An 18,504-nucleotide genomic window follows, 5' to 3' on the forward strand; every position below is an offset into this window, starting at 1 on the left:
TTGGGTGTAACACCCACTTAGAAGCGGTAGCCAACCGTTAATGACACGGTACGAGGATCGCCGTAGTAGCCTATCAAGGTATTGTCTCCGCCAAGGCCAGGCGTGTACTTGCTCACATCATTAGGGGCCGCTGGATCGGGGGTGACAAATTGATAGCCACCAATCATGTATTGCTCATCAGTAAGGTTTTTACCGTATAAGCCAGCGCTCCATTGGCCATCTGTGCTGTACCAAGTAATACCAAGGTTGAGTAGTCCATATGCATCTTGGGTAAGTAAGCTATCTTCTTCGAACAATGAGTAATCGCCACGGTGATAGTAGTTACCGTTCATAACAAAGTCGCCCATGTCAGTATACATACGATAGGTTGCGCCTAAATTAAAGGTGAGATCGGGGGTATTCGAGACACTAAAACGGTCTGATTTATCGAATGTTTCACCGGTATCAGGGTTAGTATCAATCACGTTTTCAAAACTACTGTCGATATAACCGATTGATGCATCAAACGTTAGGGCATCGCTTGCAACATAACTGAGCTCTAATTCAACCCCATCAGACTTAGATTCGCCAATATTACCTAATCGTTGATTTAAATCAGCGGCACTATCGCCAGGTAAAATAGAGATATATTGACGGTCTTTATGATCTAGCGTGAAGACAGTGATATTAGCGCGTAGGTTTTTGTTCCACTCACTCTTCATACCCACTTCTATTGAATCAACCACTTCAGGTCTTGCGGCAGGTTCTGCTGTGGTTGCTCGTGGGTTAAACGTGCCGGATTTAAAGCCTTGTGAGTAACTTGCAAAGAACATAATGTCATTGCTGTATTGGTATTCAACACCAGCGCGTGGCGTAAAACGAGACCAGTCTTCACTGTCATCCAGGACAGTCGGAACCAAGTCGCCCTCTGGACGAACATAGCCAGGCACCCACCCTGATTCAGGGTAAACAGTATCGAAGATGAGGCCGTTATTAACCGTCGCCTCTTTGCTGTCCTGGGTGTAGCGAGCGCCTAAAGTCATTGACCATTTATCGCTAAAGTCATAGCTACCTTGGATGTAGGCAGCTTTACTGGTGGAATTGCTGCACCCACTTACTTCACGCGTAAGACCCGGTGCACCTAAGCTTTTACCGAGTTCTTCTAAAATAGCTTCAAACTGACCACATGACTGGCCATCATAGTAGTACAACCCAGAAACAAGTTTGTAGTTATCGCCTTGATGATTTAGTTGTAACTCATGGGTAGTTTGCTCGTCATCATAAATAGCGGGTACATCAAAAATACGGATAGAGGTATTATCAAAATCAATATTTGTTGGTGAGTAGCTTTCGCGGCTAGCACCAATGTACTTCAAGCTGGTGCTGTTACTTATATCCCAGCGCGCAGTAAGACTATAGCCTTCAAGTTCCACTTTATTCCATGTTGGCATGCTGGTGTAAGAGTCGTATACGCTATCTGGCACAGGTGCATCAGTGAGTAAGCTTGGTAGTAAACGATAGCCGCCTTTGGCGTTAGATTTATCTTCAGTTTTGTCCCACGCGAGTCTAAAAAATAAGTCGTCTGTGGGTGTGTACTCTAACGTTACGCGTGCTGCGGTGACGTCTTTGTTGTAGTTTTCGCGGTCTTGATTATCAAGGTCTGATGTTAAAAACTCACCAAAACCATCGCGGTTCAAAGTGGCAAAACCAAAGCCAACATAGAGCTTTTCATCAACAAGTGGCAGTTGTCCGGTAATTTTTAAATCTTTTTGATTGTAGCTACCTACGGTGCCTTGCACATTGAGTGTAGCATCGCCACTCATTTCCTTGGTTACATATTTAATTGCGCCACCAATGGTATTTTTGCCATATAGCGTGCCTTGTGGGCCGCGTAATACTTCAATTTGTTGTACATCGAGCAAATCCAGTACCGCACCTTGCGGGCGCGCTAAATATACGTCATCAATATAAATACCAACGCCGGGTTCATAACCCCACAGTGGGTCTTGTTGGCCAACCCCTCGAATAAATGCCGTGATGGTTGAATTGGTACCGCGGCTGGCTTGCAACGTGGTGTTAGGTGAAAACTGTTGCACTTCGGTCATCACGCTAATGCCGTTTTCGGCCAATTCTTGTGCGCCAATAGAGGTCACTGCCACAGGGACTTCTTGTAAGTTTTCTACAGTTTTGCGTGCGGTTACTTCGATGCGCTCTAGTTCGCCTTTCACTGCGCTAGCTTGTTCTTGTGCAGTACCGTTAGCACTCAATAGTGCAAGAGAAACGGCCAATGTAACCGGGGTAATCTTTTGATTGAGCTTAATCATGGTGTGTTCCTGTTTTTGTTGTCTTTGTTGATTGTTTAATTGCTCATGTCACCTGCATTTAATGTAGAAGATAGTTATAAAAAAGGAATTAGTACCATAGTGCTATACGCAGCCAATACCTTGACTTATTTGGGTTTTAAGCCAGATTTAATCAGTGTAGTACCTTAGTGTTATGTCATTTGTACTGTTTTAACGTAAGACTAAATCCAATTACTGCGATGTCACCTCATCTGTGTAATAACAATAATTATAGGAATGTCTATGCTGAGCATGATAGGGCTGTTAGGCGGTTTAATACTGCTGATTATATTAACGCTGCGTGGCGTAAATTTGTTTATTGCTGCGCCAACCTGCGCACTGCTTGTTGCATTGAGTAGTGATATGGCGGTATTTCCAGTCACGGCAGATAGCAATTTTATCACCGCGTATATGGAGGGGTTTGCAGGTTTTTTGAGTGCATGGTTTTTTATGTTCTTACTGGGTTCGTTATTCGGTAAGTTTATGGAAGACACAGGCGCGGCAGATAGTGTAGCAAGCTACATAGTGGGCAAGCTAGGCATGAAACATGCGGTACTCGCGGTGGTTATTGCCTGTGCTGTACTTACTTATGGCGGCGTAAGCGTGTTTATTGTGGCGTTTTCGGTTTATCCGATGGCGCTTAGTTTATTTAAAGACGCTGATTTACCCCGGCGCTTTATTCCTGCCACCTTGGCATTTGGCTCGGTGACATTCACCATGACCTCGGCGGGCTCACCTGAGATACAAAACTGGATACCGGTTAAGCATCTCGGTACGTCACCTTATGCCGCATGGGAAGTCAGCCTTGTTGTCGCTATTTTTATGGCGATAGTGGGCTACGTATGGCTGAGTAAAATGATCAAAAAGGCAGTGGCAAAAGGGGAGCGTTTTGAAGCGCGTGATGATGATCCTGTTATTTTAAAGCGCGCACGCCCGCACCCTATTACTGGGGTTATCCCACTCATAGTGGTGTTGCTTTTATCCTTTATGTTGCACGATATTTTACAACAAACCGCCTTAATTGTGGCGTTACTGGGTGGCGTGTTAAGTATTGTGGCGATTAATTTTAAGTATTTTCATAACATGGAAAATGCCATTAACGTAGGGACAACCGGCGCCTTAGTTGCGATTGGTAATACGGCTGCGGTGGTAGGGTTTGGCGCTGTGGCTAAAGTATCGCCTGCGTTTATTGCTGCGGTTGACTTAATGACCCAGATGCCCGGCAATGAGTTGGTTGGTGCAGCGGTGGCGGTGAGCGTTATTGCTGGCTTAACAGGTTCCGCATCCGGCGGACAAGCCATTGCACTGCCGCTTGTCGCTCCGGGGTATTTAGACATGGGCGTTAATCCAGAACAGCTGCATCGCGTTGTTTCAATAAGCTCAGGTGCCCTTGATAGCCTGCCGCACAATGGCTACGTGGTGACAACAATACGCGCAATTTGTAAAGAAACACATCAACGTGCTTATTGGCCGCTGGCTGCATTAACCGTAGTTATTCCACTGATTGGTGTCGCATTGGCATTGAGTCTATTTATCACTTTTTAAGGAAGGGCAATGAAAACAACATTCATAATCATCGGATTGCTTTTATTTTATAGTAACGTCGCGTTTAGCGTAGACCACACCACTCCTATGCTGGTGGAAAAGCAGCACTTCACTACGGAAGACTTTACCACTGTATCGGGCAAAACTATCGCCAAAGTCGATATTGGTTGGGAAAGCTATGGCACGCTGAATGAAGCCAAAAACAATGTGATTCTAATCACCCATTATTTTTCAGGTACCTCTCATGCGGCGGGTAAATATAACGCCGATGACGCCCTGCCAGGATATTGGGATGCGATTATTGGCCCAGGTAAAGCCATTGATACTAATAAGTACTTTGTGATCAGTTCAGATACCTTAGTCAATGCAAACTGGCATGATCCAAATGTAATTACAACGGGCCCTGCATCAATCAATCCTGCTACTAATAAACCCTATGGGCTCGATTTTCCTGTGGTGACAATTACTGACTTTGTAAATGTGCAAAAGCGGTTGCTCGATAGCTTAGGCATCAAAAAGCTACACGCAGTGATGGGTGCATCAATGGGGTCATTCCAGGCGCTTGAATGGGCAGTGCGTTACCCGGAACAGGTAGAGCGGCTTATTCATGTGATTGGTGCTGCAACAATGGATGCATGGACGGTGGCAGCTCTTGAAAAATGGGCATTACCTATTCGGTTAGATAAAAATTGGCAGCAAGGTAATTATTACGAAAAAGAGCGCCCCCTCAATGGTTTGGCTGCAACCATGCTAAACATTACGCAAGATGCTATGCACCCGATTATGTATAACGCCAGCTTCCCTAACTTTACCGTAGTTGATCAAGGAGCAATGAATGACATTCGCACCTTGCCACAGCTTAGCCAAACATTAGCAACACGCGCTATGGCACGCGCGAAAACCCAAGATGCCAATCACGTGTTGTATTTAGTGCGTGCATCACAGCTTTTTACCGCGGGTATGCAAGGCGATTTAACGAGTGCGCTGAAAAACGTGAAAGCAAAAACCTTATTGCTGCCTGCAACAAACGATTTATTACTGCGCCCTGAAAATATGCGAACAGTCTATAGCGTCATGAAAACAGCAGGTAAAGAAGTTGAAATGTCAGAGATTGAAGGTGGCTGGGGGCATTTAGATGGCCTTTTTTCTATCTCACCAAAGGCTCAACTAATCAGTGACTTTTTAAAGGAGTAATCGCATGAGCAAAACAGTATTAATTACTGGGGCTGCAAGTGGCATCGGCTTTTACATTGCTGAGCAACTCGCTAAAGCGGGTCACCATATTATCGTCACTGATTTACATCAGCACAGCGCCGAACAAGCAGCTGCTAACATTGTTGATCAAGGTGGGAATGCGCAAGGTTTTGCACTGAATGTGGCTGATAGTACCGCAATTGAGCTGTTCTTTAATGAATTTAAAATGCCGATTGATGTGTTAATTAATAATGCAGGGGTTCAGCACGTAGCAAAGCTTGAGGATTTCCCCGCTGATAAATGGCAGTTTTTACAGCAAGTGATGTTAGTTGGGCCTGCGATGACGACCAAAGCGGTGTTACCGCGTATGCGGGAGCAAGATTTTGGTCGCATTATTAATATTGGCTCTATTCATGCGATGGTCGCGTCTAAATATAAGTCAGCTTATATTGCTGCCAAGCATGGCTTAATTGGCTTTGCCAAAACCATGGCGCTAGAAACAGGGGATGCCAACATTACCATTAATACGGTATGTCCTGCGTACGTAAAAACGCCGTTAGTTGAGCAACAAATTGCATCACAAGCTAAAGAGCATGGTATTTCAGAGCAGCAAGTCATCGATACTATTATGCTTGCGCCTATGCCTAAAAAATCTTTTATTGGTTTGGATGAAATACAGCATACCGTCGCGTTTTTAATGGCAGATGCGGCTCGTAATATTACCGCACAAGCAATAGCCATTGATGGCGGCTGGACAGCGCAATAGGAGGTATTATGGCAGGTTTTGATAAAGTGGTGGCTAGTTACGATGAGGCCATGGCTGGCCTTGAAGATGGCATGACGGTGATTGCTGGTGGCTTTGGCTTATGCGGGATTCCAGAAGGGCTTATTGCGCAAATTAAGTGCCAAGGCACGCGAGATTTAACCGTCGTATCAAATAACTGTGGGGTTGATGGTTTTGGCCTTGGGGTGCTGCTTGAAGATCAACAAATTAGCAAAATGGTAGCCTCTTATGTGGGTGAAAACGCACTATTCGAGCAGCAGTTACTCAGTGGCGAGCTTGAAGTAGAGCTAACTCCACAAGGCACATTAGCCGAAAAAATGCGTGCTGGTGGAGCGGGTATACCTGCATTTTACACCGCAACCGGAGTGGGTACTCCTGTGGCTGAGGGCAAAGAAACCCGAAACATCAATGGCCGTGATTATTTACTAGAACCCAGTATTACCGGAGATTTTGCCATTGTAAAAGCGTGGAAGGCTGACCGCTACGGTAATTGCATTTACCGCCATACGGCGATGAACTTTAACCCCATGGCCGCTACAGCTGGGCAGATAACCGTACTGGAAGTTGAAGAAATCGTTGAGCTAGGCGAGCTTGAGCCCAGTCAAATTCATACCCCAGGTATCTATATCGATAGAGTAATAAAAGGCGAGTTTGAAAAGCGTATCGAAAAAATCACTACGCAAGCAGCAACGCTTTAAGGAGTCAATAATGGCGTTAACACGAGAGCAAATAGCAAAGCGCGTAGCAATGGAGTTACAAGATGGCTATTACGTTAATTTAGGGATCGGCATACCAACGTTAGTGGCGAATTATGTGCCTGAGGGCATCGAGGTAATGTTGCAATCGGAAAACGGTTTGCTAGGTATGGGGCCGTACCCAAGTGAATCGCAAGTCGATGCTGATATGATCAACGCCGGAAAAGAAACCGTTACGGCGGCGAAAGGCGCTGCCATTTTTAACTCCGCAGAGAGCTTTGCCATGATCCGCGGAGGTCATGTTGATTTAACGGTGCTCGGTGCGTTTGAAGTGGATCAAAACGGCAATATCGCCAGTTGGATGATCCCTAATAAGTTAGTTAAAGGCATGGGCGGGGCGATGGACTTAGTGGCAGGGGCAAAAAACATTATTTGCACCATGACCCATGCAAACAAACACGGTGAGTCAAAGCTTTTAACTGAATGTAGCCTGCCGTTAACAGGCGTGGGCTGTATTAATAAAGTGATTACCGATTTAGCCTTGATAGAAATTAAAGACGGCGCTTTTCATTTGTTAGAGTGTGCACCTGGTGTCACAGTCTCAGAAATACAAGAAAGAACGGCAGGTAACTTGATAGTGAGTAAAAAGGTAAAAACAATGAGCTTTGCTTAACTTTAATACACATGAGTGCTGATTGGATAGGAAGTGACAGTCCTTATTGTAGCTACTATAACCTTCTATTTAAAATTGTAAGTCCGTGAGGGTTTACAATTTTTTGTATTTTAACAGTGGATGTGTTGTGTATATAAGATCAGCAATGATGAAAAGGTGTGATGTGAAAAAAGCCGATTGAGATATTGATTGTGATTGCTAAGAGACTGATTTAAAAAACAACTATAAAACATGATGTATGGTGTGCACCCGCATAACACACACTGTGTTTTCAGGTGCTTTTTATATGAATGAGTAGGTTTAAAATAATATTATCCCCTTTGTGGATTTAATCGACAGGCTGAAAAAACAAGGTCGTTAATGCTTTGAAAAAATATTTTATAGAATTGATTGCATTTTAAGCGACTTCTATGGTGATGTTCGCTTGAACTAATGCTATACTCCCGCCGAATAATTTATCGACTTTATTAAGAGTAAAATAATGGCAGATTTATCGAAGTACAGAAACATTGGTATTTTCGCGCACGTTGATGCGGGTAAAACCACGACTACTGAGCGTATCCTAAAGCTTACGGGTACTATCCATAAAACAGGTGAGGTTCATGATGGTGAATCTACTACAGATTTCATGGATCAAGAAGCTGAGCGCGGTATTACTATCCAGTCTGCGGCAGTAAGCTGTTTCTGGAAAGATCACCGTTTCAACGTTATCGATACTCCTGGGCACGTTGACTTCACAGTTGAAGTTTACCGTTCACTTAAAGTATTAGATGGTGGTGTTGGTGTATTCTGTGGTTCTGGTGGTGTTGAGCCACAATCAGAAACTAACTGGCGCTACGCGAACGAATCAGAAGTTGCACGTATTATCTTCGTAAACAAATTAGACCGTATGGGTGCTGATTTTTACCGTGTAACTGAGCAAGTACGTAAAGTACTTGGTGCAGTGCCTTTAATCATGACATTACCAATCGGTATTGAAGATGATTTCGTTGGTGTTGTAGACGTACTTGAGAAAAAAGCATACGTTTGGGATGACACAGGTCTTCCTGAAAACTACGAAGTTAAAGACGTTCCAGCAGACATGGTTGACAAAGTTGAAGAATACCATGAAATGCTTATCGAAACTGCTGTTGAGCAAGACGATGACCTAATGGAAGCGTACATGGAAGGTGAAGTACCTTCTATTGAAGATATCAAGCGTTGTATCCGTAAAGGTACTCGTGACCTTGCATTCTTCCCTACATTCTGTGGTTCTGCATTCAAAAACAAAGGTGTTCAATTAGTACTTGACGCAGTTGTTGATTACTTACCGGCTCCTACAGAAGTTGATCCTCAACCTCTTATGGACGAAGAAGGTAACGAAAATGGCGAGTTTGCAGTTGTATCTGCTGACGAACCTTTCAAAGCGCTTGCATTCAAAATCATGGATGACCGCTTTGGTGCATTAACTTTCGTACGTATCTACTCTGGTAAGCTGAATAAGGGTGACACTATCCTTAATGCGTTTACAGGTAAAACTGAGCGTGTTGGCCGTATGGTTGAGATGCAAGCTGATGAGCGTAAAGAATTAACTAGCGCACAAGCTGGTGACATCATTGCAATCGTAGGTATGAAGAACGTGCAAACAGGTCACACTCTATGTGATCCTAAGCATCCAGTAACACTTGAGCCAATGGTATTCCCAACGCCAGTAATCTCGATTGCTGTACAGCCTAAAGATAAAGGCGGTAATGAGAAAATGGGTATCGCAATTGGTAAAATGGTTGCAGAAGATCCATCTTTCCAAGTTGAGACTGATGAAGATTCAGGCGAAACTATCCTTAAAGGGATGGGTGAGCTTCACTTAGATATCAAAGTTGATATCCTTAAGCGTACTTACGGCGTAGACCTTATTGTTGGTCAACCGCAGGTTGCTTATCGTGAAACGATCACTCGTGAAATCGAAGATAGCTACACGCACAAGAAGCAATCAGGTGGTTCTGGTCAGTTCGGTAAAATCGACTACCGCATCAAGCCAGGCGAAGCGAATTCAGGCTTCACGTTCACGTCATCTGTTGTTGGCGGTAACGTACCAAAAGAATTCTGGCCTGCAGTTGAGAAAGGCTTCAAGTCAATGATGAACGAAGGTGTTCTAGCTGGCTTCCCAGTACTTGACGTTGAAGTTGAGCTTTTCGACGGTGGCTTCCACGCCGTGGATTCATCTGCAATTGCTTTCGAAATCGCTGCTAAAGGCGCTTTCCGTCAGTCTATCCCTAAAGCGGGTGCACAACTTCTTGAGCCAATCATGAAAGTAGACGTGTTCACGCCAGAAGATCACGTAGGTGACGTAATCGGTGACCTTAACCGTCGTCGTGGTATGCTAAGTGACCAAGAAGCTGGTCTAACAGGCGTTCGCATCAAAGCTGACGTTCCGTTATCAGAAATGTTCGGTTACATCGGTTCACTACGTACAATGACATCGGGTCGTGGTCAGTTCTCTATGGAGTTCTCACACTACTCAGCATGTCCACAAAACGTAGCTGACACTGTAATCGCTGCAGAAAAAGAGAAAAAAGCAGCTAAATAATTAGCGCTTTAACTTTAAAAAAACCCGCACTTGTTGCGGGTTTTTTGTTGCCAGTATATCGGAGTATAGCTACAACCCTATCATCATGACTCTTTAAGCTGCAAATAGCGTTACACAATAAGAAAATATCAAAGCTATTATTGAGTACATCCTTTATTCTAGGTCCTCTCTCCTTATTCTGCTCTTAAGTATGAGTCTTTATTGTATATATCAAAATAATATATATAAAATGTTTTTTATTAATTCTATGTATATTAACGAGTTACTTTAAATGCTTTTGTTCTAGTTAAAAAGTAGTGTTTTTGCGCTTGTTTAGAATTTTCTTATAGGTAAAATTACGCCTTATTTTCTAAAAGAAGTACAAAAAAGGACACCTTTTAAATTAAGGGGTGGGCGTAAAAGGACCGCAATGAACGTAGTAAAAATTTCACCTAATTGGACGTTACAACTAATCAAAATTACCTTGGCTTTACTCATCACTTATATCTTAAGTATAGCCACGCCAATGGAATTTAAATCTGTTGGTATTATTATCTTTCCGCTGTTTTTGGTGATCAGTCTTTTCAATATAATGCAACTCAGGTTTTTACATTGTTATAAAGCGGGCATTAATTATTCCCGCGGGGTGGGCAAGCAATATATAAATGCAGACGAGATAAAAAGTCTAAGCTTTAGGCGTTATGCAATTATTACTGAGTTTTGCGTTGTTACTTTGACAGGGCAATCACATCGCTTTATAAATTGGCAGATCTCAAAAGAACAAAACGAAGCGATATGTCATTTATATGAAGGGAAGTGTGTGAGTGCTGATAAATAGTAATTATTATTTTTACTCATTCCCTGTGAGTTAATTATATACAATGCCACTTTATAAGCTAAAGTGGCATTTTTGTATCAGCAAATTATTTTTTAACTCTTCGGCGAGCTAATAATGGTAATGCTAATAAGCTTAACCAACCTAATGAACCTGAATCATCTTCGTCATCGGCTTCATCATTAATGATATTGATGTACACAAGTTGAGCGGCTGATAGGTTTCCAGCGGTATCTTGTGCTTGAACCATCAGAGTGATTCGACTTTCAAACTCATAATCAAGCGCTGCAGCGACAATTAGCTGGCCTTGCTCATTAATGGTTACGCCTGAGTGGCCTGATACAATAAAGCTATTCACAGGGGTGTAATCACTATCGGCATCTGTAAATTCAAGCTGTCCAATAACGGTACCCATGGTAGCACTTTCAATAATATTGAAAGTTTGTTCAGGCGCTAATACTGGCGCTTGAGGCTCAGGTGTTGGCTCAGGCTCAGCGACTGACTTGATATCAATGATGACTGGGTCATGATCAGAGGCACGGTAAGCACTGTCAGAGTATAGGCTAGCTACTTGCGTATCTGACTTATATTCAATGTTATAATCAAGGCTGATAGGCTCATCAGCATTGATATGCCAATCAGTCGCGGCCACTACTTTATCAAGCATGCTTTGTGTTGCTACAGCGTGGTCTAGGCTACCTAAGCGGCCAGAGAAGCTATATGAATAACCTCGAGTGTCACCATCAATTTCAGCGACAACGTTTTTATAACCTTTATCAGCCAATGCAAGAATAGGGTCTTCCATCGCGTAGGCGTTCATGTCACCGACTAAGATAATATCTTCATCTTCAACACCTGTAGGTTTGCTGTCTAACCAATCAGCGAATGCATTTGCACCAGCAACACGGATTTCGTTCCAGCACGCTTGACCATCACCTTGGTCTGCATTATTGCCTTCAGCACTACTACAGCCACCTTTAGATTTTAAGTGTGCAACTGCAACAGTAAATACTTCACCTGAGCTAAGTGCTTCAAAGCTTTGTGCGATAGGCGCACGGTTGCTGTAATCAAACGGGTACTCAGACGTTGTTGCAGCAGTCCCTACTTCACTTATCATATTTGAACGATAAATTAGTGCCGTTGTAATTGCATCAGTACCAATTTGATCCATGTTGAAATCAACATAGGCGTATTCGTTGGTGCTGTCTGCGTCATTTAGTGCAGCCACTAAACTTGCTACAGCGCTTAGTTCACCAAATCCATCATTTTCGATTTCCATCAAACCAATCACATCAGCGTCGAGTGCTGTGATTGCACTAACTAGTTTAGCTTCTTGACGGATTAGTTCTTGCTCAGAGTCTGCGCCACGGCTAGTTGGGAATCCACCACCTTGCCCATCACCATTAAAGTAGTTTAGTACGTTGAAACTTGCGATACGTAAATTTGCTTCAGAGTGAAGTGCTGGAGCGTCTGTTCGTGGATTTGTAGCAGTAAACTCCGGTTGAACCGTAGGGTGAATACGGTAGCGGTTGAAGCTATAGCCTAGGACACCTGTGACTGCGTTTACTGAATCACCTAAACGTAAGGTGTTGTATGCATCTAAACCGACACCTGGGTACGAAATCGGATCAAGGTTTTGCTTTGTTGAACCATCATCAAGTAGGATTTGTTTTTTTTGGTTTTCAGCTTCAACAGCGTTAGCAGCTTCACCAGGAAGAGCTATCTGTGTGCCTTGGTACAAGCGTTCAGTGCCTAAATCCACTTCACCATAGCGGCCTAAGCCATAGTTGTTAGTGACCATTAGTGTTTGATCTAAAGTGACTAACATGCCTTCAAAGGCTTCTAAGTCGGTAACATCTGCAACCGGTAACGAAATTTTTGTCGCGGCTGTGGTCAGGCCCGATGCACAGATTTCTACTTGGCTTACATCGCCAATCTGTGTTGAGTTATAGTATTCAGCGACACTGCCTTTAACACGCACATGGTCGCCCACAGCGACATCAGTTGCAGAGAAATACACGAACACGCCTTCAGATGTGAGTGCGTTTGCGTCGATGTCGGCATCAAGAGAGGTGATGAAGAAGCCATTTAGTTGCTCGTCACCCTGTAAATCAGCAGTAACAACACCTTCAAATTCTACTTCCTGGTTTAAAAGTGGGCTGTCACCTCCTTCACCTTGTATTTCACTAATGAGTGTTTTAGCTGCGCCACACTCAAGTGGTGTAACTGGATCTGGATCAGGTGTTGGTTCAGTGCTTTCACCATGAAAGCCAATACCTGAGAAATCATCTTTATCAAACTGTTCCCATTGCTCGCTAGGGTCAAATGCAGCCGTTGCATCAGTGCGACCAACAGTAATATCAAGTTTACGACGTAAGGATTTGTCTTTTGAAGACACGCCACCCGCTGACCACTCTTTACCTGGGTCAACGCCTAACTGACCAAAACTGTCAACGATGACACCCTCTTTTGTTAGCACAAGTGCATCGTCGCCATTAAAGTAGGTAACCGTTGCTTCAATGTCAGCTTTCGCTTTAAGCTCATCAACAGAGCCACCATTTACGATGACATAAGTACCGTTGGCAGGTAAGCTTCCAGATAGGTCAAGGGTGTTATTTGGGCTTGCTAAGTCGCCGTTACCGTTTGAGTAAAGGCTAATATTGTATCCATCCAACGATAACTCAGCGCCTGAGTTATTATAAAGCTCAACGGCTTTATTGTTGGAACCACCTTCAACATATTCAGAAATAATCAGATTAGCTGAGGCTGGCGCACTAAGGCTTGCAACGACAAGCGCCAGTGGCGTAAGAGTTGTTTTTAACATTATTATTTTTTCCCGTGTATTGTGTCCCAAATGGGACAAACAGTGTAAGGAAAATTTATGACAAATAAAATAAGAATTGTTAACAAAATGGAAATAAAAAGAGCGTATCCGCTCTTTTTATGAAACATGAGGAAAGAGGCGGTTATTTGTTGAGAAGTTGTGCCGCTTGCTTAGCAAAGTAAGTGAGAATACCGTCTGCACCTGCGCGTTTAAACGCCAACAGTGATTCCATTATTGTGGCTTCTTCATTAAGCCAGCCATTATTAATTGCGGCTTTATGCATTGCATATTCACCACTGACTTGATAAGCAAAGGTCGGAACGCCGAACTCATCTTTGACGCGACGAACAATATCAAGATAAGGCATGCCAGGTTTCACCATGACCATGTCAGCCCCTTCTTGTAAATCTAATGCGACTTCGCGAATTGCTTCATCTGAGTTGGCAGGATCCATTTGATAAGTCTTTTTATCAGCCCCTTTCAAATTGCCTGCAGAACCGACAGCATCTCTAAATGGGCCATAATAACTTGATGCGTATTTTGCCGAGTAGGCCATAATACGTGTATGTATGTGACCATTTGCTTCGAGTGCTTCACGGATTGCACCAATCCGACCATCCATCATATCTGATGGGGCAACAACGTCAGCACCGGCTTGCGCGTGCGATAATGCTTGTTTAACTAATATTTCAGTGGTGACATCATTAATAACATAGCCTTCATCGTCAATGATGCCGTCTTGGCCATGGACAGTAAAAGGGTCTAGTGCGACGTCAGTGATAACCCCCAGTTCTGGAAATGATTCTTTTAATGCGCGAACAGTACGTTGTGCTAGGCCATCATCACTGTAGGCTTCTTCCGCTAAAAGAGACTTTTTATCAGCAGGTGTCACAGGGAAAATAGCGATTGCAGGTACACCAAGCTCTACCAGCTCTTTAGCTTCGTCTAATAATAAGTCGATAGATAAACGTTCAATACCAGGCATTGACTCAATTGCTTCGCGGCGATTTTTGCCTTCAAGTACAAATACTGGGAAAATGAGATCATTCACGCTAAGTTGGTTTTCAGCCATCAAACGACGAGAAAAATCATTGCGGCGCATTCTGCGCATCCGCGTGTAAGGGAAAAGATCAAGACCTGATTGGGCCATTATTTGCTCCTAGTCTACTATTGGAAAACTAACTACGCGATTTCTGCCTGTTTGTTTAGCATGATAAAGTGCCTTATCAGCGCAGTCAGTAAAAAATGCTGGGTTATTAATATCTTCGGCAATTGCGCTATAAACACCGGCGCTTATTGTAAATGTAATCTGAGAATTGGCGACAGTAATGATGGAATCCATAATGGCTACGCGAATTTTTTCTGCTATCTCAAGCGCTCCAGGCAGCTGTGTATTAGGCAGCAGTACTACAAACTCTTCACCGCCATAGCGAGCGACTTCATCAAGCGGACGCTTTAAATGGCTTTTTATTATATCCGCAACCGCACGAATAGTTTGGTCACCAATTAAATGGCCATAGTTATCATTGATCAACTTAAAATGGTCAATATCCAACATAATCAGACTTAACGGTGTTTGTTCTCGACGAGAACGGCGTAGATCCATTATTAACTTTTTGTCAAAGTAACGACGGTTTTTAATTTGTGTGAGTGGATCTTCCATGTTGAGCTGTTCTAATTCACGGTTTTTTTCTTCGAGCTCCCGTAAAGTAACTTGAAGCTCAAAAGTACGCTCTTCAATATTTGCTTCTAAATCTAGGCGGGCTTGTTCTTGTAGTTCAAGGCGCTCTTGTAGTAGTTGATCTTGCGCTTCGCTTTGTGCAATTTTGGCGTGTTGTGCGGCTACTTGTGCATCTCGCTCAATTAAAAAATGCTTTATCGTGGCAAAGCTTAAACTTAATGCGCAAATTAAAAAGCTACCAAACATAAAGGGGAGGTTGCGGGAGTCAAAATCAAAAATGCTAAATACAACGATGTTTATGTATACCAAAAATGCACAATAGATAATGGCACCAACTAATAAAGCGCTTAAAGGTTGGCTGCGTTTGTGCTTAATATTAATAATGATAACGGTAATATGCATGAGCATTATTAGCAGGCTTGATAGCAGGCTATAAATGATAATAACGCTGGTAGGTAGAGCCCATATGACAAATATACTAATAAATATTAAGCGGTTAAACCAGGTGTGTACCTTATCAAGCGGTGTTTTTAGTGTGCTTTTTAATTGTTCAAACAAAGGTTTAAATAAATAACAGGTCACTAGTAACATGCTGGGAATAGCAAGTTGTTGAAGGCTCGGTAACGAGGGATGAAAATAACGATAGCCAAAGCCGTATAAATAGATAAGTAAAAACCATAGGGTAAGCAGAACAGCGCCGCTTAATGTAAAATAATGCTTTCTTGAGAAGCCAAATAATACAAAGCAAGTCAGCGCGAGCGATAAGATAAAACCAGCAAGCAAACCATATAAAAGGTTAAATTTACTTTTATATTTTAAATATTCATCGCTTTGCCAAATACTTAGCGGTGCTCTTAAGCCTGCTTCGTTTTCAATTCTCAGTAGTAATGTGGAGGTGCTTTGGGGTGGCAAAGTAAGCTTTATCAGTAGTGACTCATTTTTTATTTGTCTGTTCTTGAGTGGTAACGCATCACCAATTTCTTTAAAAAGCACAATCTCATTATTATGATATTGATAAACTGAAACCTTATCTAATAAAGGGTTATCAACAGACAACATAATCGGCAACTCAAGTGTCTCTTGATTCGCCACACTAACGCGGATCCATGCAACTGTTTCAGACATCCCTAAATTTAAAATTTGGTTGCTTATTGGCTGCCACTGCGTTGCTGCCTCAGCTTGCGTTAGCGTCAGTGGTTTCCCAATGTACTCAAATGGTATGTTTTGTAACTGCTTAACGTCTTTGTTAAGCGTTATATTGGATGCAAACGAACAGAGTGACGTAAAAAAAAATAAGCAGAAAAGCACCCTCCAAGCAAACGTCATTGTTAGGCCTTATGGCTGAATAACTGTTGAAAGTTAAGTGTAGTTTGCTTTGCAACGGTTGCAAATTCGAGCTCTTTAAGCGTCGCAATCGTTTGGCATATGTAGGGGAGGTAACCAGGCTCATTTTTGCGAGATTTCGGTTTGGGCTTTATCGTGCGAGGGATTAAAAATGGCGCATCGGTTTCAAGCAATAGTCGTTCGAGAGGAATGCTAGGGATCAGTTGTTGTAATGCTTCGCCGCGGCGCTCATCACACACCCAACCTGTAATGCCTATATATAACCCAAGTGATAAATACTGCTCTAACGCATGCCTATCCCCCGTAAAACAGTGTAAAACCCCCTTTACCTTGTGCGCTTTAAGTATCGAAAGCATATCGTCACTTGCGTCTCGTTCATGTAAGTAGACAGGTAAATCAAGTTGCTCAGCGAGTTTTAATTGACGTGAAAAAACACTGCGTTGAATGTCTCTTGGCGAAAAGTCACGATTATAATCTAAACCACACTCGCCGATGGCGACAACTTCAGGGTGCTCAGCAAGTAAGCCCAACTGTGTTTCTAACTGATCATCAGCGGCTTTAGCATCATGTGGGTGAATACCTGCAGTGGCAAGTAAATGATACTTTTTTGCTAAAAGTAAGCTTTGCTGGCTACTGTCAATGTCGCATCCAATTAATAACATTTGAGAGACATTTTGAGCAATTGCGCGGGCGATGACAGCCTCATGCTGGCTGTCAAATTGATGGTTCGTGAGGTTTACACCCGCATCGATTAACCTCTCACTCATTAATTTGTTCGCTTCACGCGAATTGAGCGATTTTGCCCTTCTTTTTTCAGCAAGAACGAATTGAACATACCGCGGACAATAGTCACCGAATCACCAGCTTTGATACTTAGTCGATCAGACCCGATTTGACGCCATTGCTGGGTATTATCTAACGTGATGATTAGTTCACCGTAAGGGGCTTCTTTTACACTGGTGACACTGGCTGTAATTTCATCATCATTATCTTTTACGGCCTCTTTGTGTTCTAGCCCAAAGTCTTCATTTTTTGTTTTTATTACTTGGTTGCTCGCAGCAGCTGTACTTGCAGTCGCTACCGCAGGCTTGGCTGAAGAGCTTTGTGTTTTGTTATTATTGGGTCTACTTAATGATTTGCCCGCCATGGTGTTGTCATAACAAAGTAGACGGTTAAAATCATTTTCAACAAATGTACATGCTTGCAGTGCTTGTACATTAACCTCATTAGCGTATGCCGTTGAGATACTTAATAATGCAACTAGTGGAACGAGTTGTTTTTTCATTTATTCCTCTGACTCATCTTGCTGAGGTTTAGCGCTATAAAAAGCGGCTAAAATTAACCCCAATTCAAATAACAGTAGCATAGGAAATGCTAATAATGTTTGTGATAGTACATCAGGGGGGGTTAAGAACATTGCCACCACAAATACACCAACCACGATATAAGGTCGTTTTTCTTTTAAGCTTTGAGTAGTTGTCGCACCACTCCAACAGAGCAACATGATTGCTACTGGAATTTCAAATGCAACGCCAAAGGCAAAAAATAGCTTTAAGGCAAAACTTAAATAGCTACTGATGTCTGGGGCGAGTGTCATCATTTGCGGCCCAACACTGGTAAAAAAACCAAGAATAATGGGTAGCACAACGAAATAACAAAATGCGATTCCGCTATAAAATAACACAATGCTTGATGCTAAAATGGGCATCAACATTCGCTTTTCATGTTTATACAGGCCTGGAGCAATAAACCCCCAGATCTGATGTAAAATGACCGGTATAGCGGCAAATAAGGCAACAAACAAGGTTAGCTTAAATGGCGCAAAAAAGGGCGCTGTTACATCGGTTGCTATCATGGTCGCTGTACTGGGTAAGTGCGCTACCAAAGGGGCTGCAACAAAACTATAAATATCATTTGCAAAGTAAACGAACGCAATAAAAAATAATAAGATAGCCAACAAGGCCTTCATTAATCTATTACGTAATTCAATTAAATGACCCACAAAGCCAGATTGAGTTTGTTCGGTCATTATTACTTGTCACCTATTAATTGACCACAGATTA

The 18,504-nt window shown here is 42.8% G+C and carries 14 protein-coding genes; 7 read left to right on the forward strand and 7 right to left on the reverse strand.

From position 1 onward, the window contains the following. Positions 1 to 17: 17 nt before the first annotated feature. Positions 18 to 2,303, reverse strand: coding sequence for a TonB-dependent receptor (locus tag ATS75_RS14235; RefSeq protein WP_058561083.1), 2,286 nt, complete (start codon positions 2,301 to 2,303; stop codon positions 18 to 20). Positions 2,304 to 2,564: 261 nt separating this feature from the next. Here ATS75_RS14235 and ATS75_RS14240 point away from each other — a divergent pair, with 261 nt between their 5' ends. From ATS75_RS14240 to ATS75_RS14270, 7 genes are all read left to right on the forward strand, one after another. Continuing rightward, positions 2,565 to 3,866 carry a GntP family permease gene (locus ATS75_RS14240; protein WP_058561084.1) on the forward strand — a complete coding sequence of 434 codons (1,302 nt, stop codon included), beginning with the start codon at positions 2,565 to 2,567 and terminating at the stop codon, positions 3,864 to 3,866. Positions 3,867 to 3,875: 9 nt separating this feature from the next. Beyond that, positions 3,876 to 5,060 carry an E22 family MetX-like putative esterase gene (locus ATS75_RS14245; RefSeq protein WP_058561085.1) on the forward strand — a complete coding sequence of 395 codons (1,185 nt, stop codon included), beginning with the start codon at positions 3,876 to 3,878 and terminating at the stop codon, positions 5,058 to 5,060. Positions 5,061 to 5,064: 4 nt separating this feature from the next. Continuing rightward, entirely contained in the window at positions 5,065 to 5,826 is a 762-nt protein-coding gene (locus ATS75_RS14250) for a 3-hydroxybutyrate dehydrogenase (RefSeq protein ID WP_058561086.1), read from the forward strand. Positions 5,827 to 5,834: 8 nt separating this feature from the next. Further along, positions 5,835 to 6,542, forward strand: coding sequence for a CoA transferase subunit A (locus ATS75_RS14255; protein ID WP_058561087.1), 708 nt, complete (start codon positions 5,835 to 5,837; stop codon positions 6,540 to 6,542). Between the two features lie 10 nt (positions 6,543 to 6,552). Continuing rightward, a complete protein-coding gene (locus ATS75_RS14260) occupies positions 6,553 to 7,212 on the forward strand; it encodes a CoA transferase subunit B (RefSeq protein ID WP_058561088.1) in 660 nt (219 codons plus the stop codon). A gap of 481 nt (positions 7,213 to 7,693) precedes the next feature. Beyond that, a complete protein-coding gene (gene fusA / locus ATS75_RS14265; RefSeq protein WP_058561089.1) occupies positions 7,694 to 9,778 on the forward strand; it encodes an elongation factor G in 2,085 nt (694 codons plus the stop codon). Positions 9,779 to 10,187: 409 nt separating this feature from the next. Further along, positions 10,188 to 10,595, forward strand: a complete 408-nt coding sequence (locus tag ATS75_RS14270; protein ID WP_058561090.1) for a hypothetical protein — start codon at positions 10,188 to 10,190, stop codon at positions 10,593 to 10,595. An 85-nt stretch (positions 10,596 to 10,680) separates the two neighbouring features. Here the strand turns inward: ATS75_RS14270 and ATS75_RS14275 are convergent, their stop codons facing one another. The 6 genes from ATS75_RS14275 to tatC all read right to left on the reverse strand — a co-directional run bounded on the left by ATS75_RS14275 (position 10,681) and on the right by tatC (position 18,470). Beyond that, positions 10,681 to 13,416 carry an ExeM/NucH family extracellular endonuclease gene (locus tag ATS75_RS14275; protein ID WP_058561091.1) on the reverse strand — a complete coding sequence of 912 codons (2,736 nt, stop codon included), beginning with the start codon at positions 13,414 to 13,416 and terminating at the stop codon, positions 10,681 to 10,683. Between the two features lie 142 nt (positions 13,417 to 13,558). Then, entirely contained in the window at positions 13,559 to 14,566 is a 1,008-nt protein-coding gene (gene hemB / locus ATS75_RS14280; RefSeq protein ID WP_058561092.1) for a porphobilinogen synthase, read from the reverse strand. Between the two features lie 9 nt (positions 14,567 to 14,575). Next, positions 14,576 to 16,423 carry a diguanylate cyclase gene (locus tag ATS75_RS14285; RefSeq protein WP_058561093.1) on the reverse strand — a complete coding sequence of 616 codons (1,848 nt, stop codon included), beginning with the start codon at positions 16,421 to 16,423 and terminating at the stop codon, positions 14,576 to 14,578. Positions 16,424 to 16,425: 2 nt separating this feature from the next. Continuing rightward, on the reverse strand, positions 16,426 to 17,208 hold the full coding sequence (locus ATS75_RS14290) for a TatD family hydrolase (RefSeq protein WP_058561094.1): 783 nt from the start codon (positions 17,206 to 17,208) through the stop codon (positions 16,426 to 16,428). Further along, positions 17,208 to 17,726: a hypothetical protein gene (locus ATS75_RS14295; RefSeq protein ID WP_058561095.1), complete on the reverse strand. Its 519-nt coding sequence runs from the start codon at positions 17,724 to 17,726 to the stop codon at positions 17,208 to 17,210. Before ATS75_RS14295 ends, ATS75_RS14290 begins: the two co-directional genes overlap by 1 nt. Continuing rightward, positions 17,727 to 18,470, reverse strand: a complete 744-nt coding sequence (gene tatC, locus ATS75_RS14300) for a twin-arginine translocase subunit TatC (RefSeq protein ID WP_058561096.1) — start codon at positions 18,468 to 18,470, stop codon at positions 17,727 to 17,729. Between the last annotated feature and the right edge of the window lie 34 nt (positions 18,471 to 18,504).

Origin of the sequence: Pseudoalteromonas sp. H105 (assembly GCF_001469215.1) — a bacterium.
GTDB lineage: Bacteria > Pseudomonadota > Gammaproteobacteria > Enterobacterales > Alteromonadaceae > Pseudoalteromonas.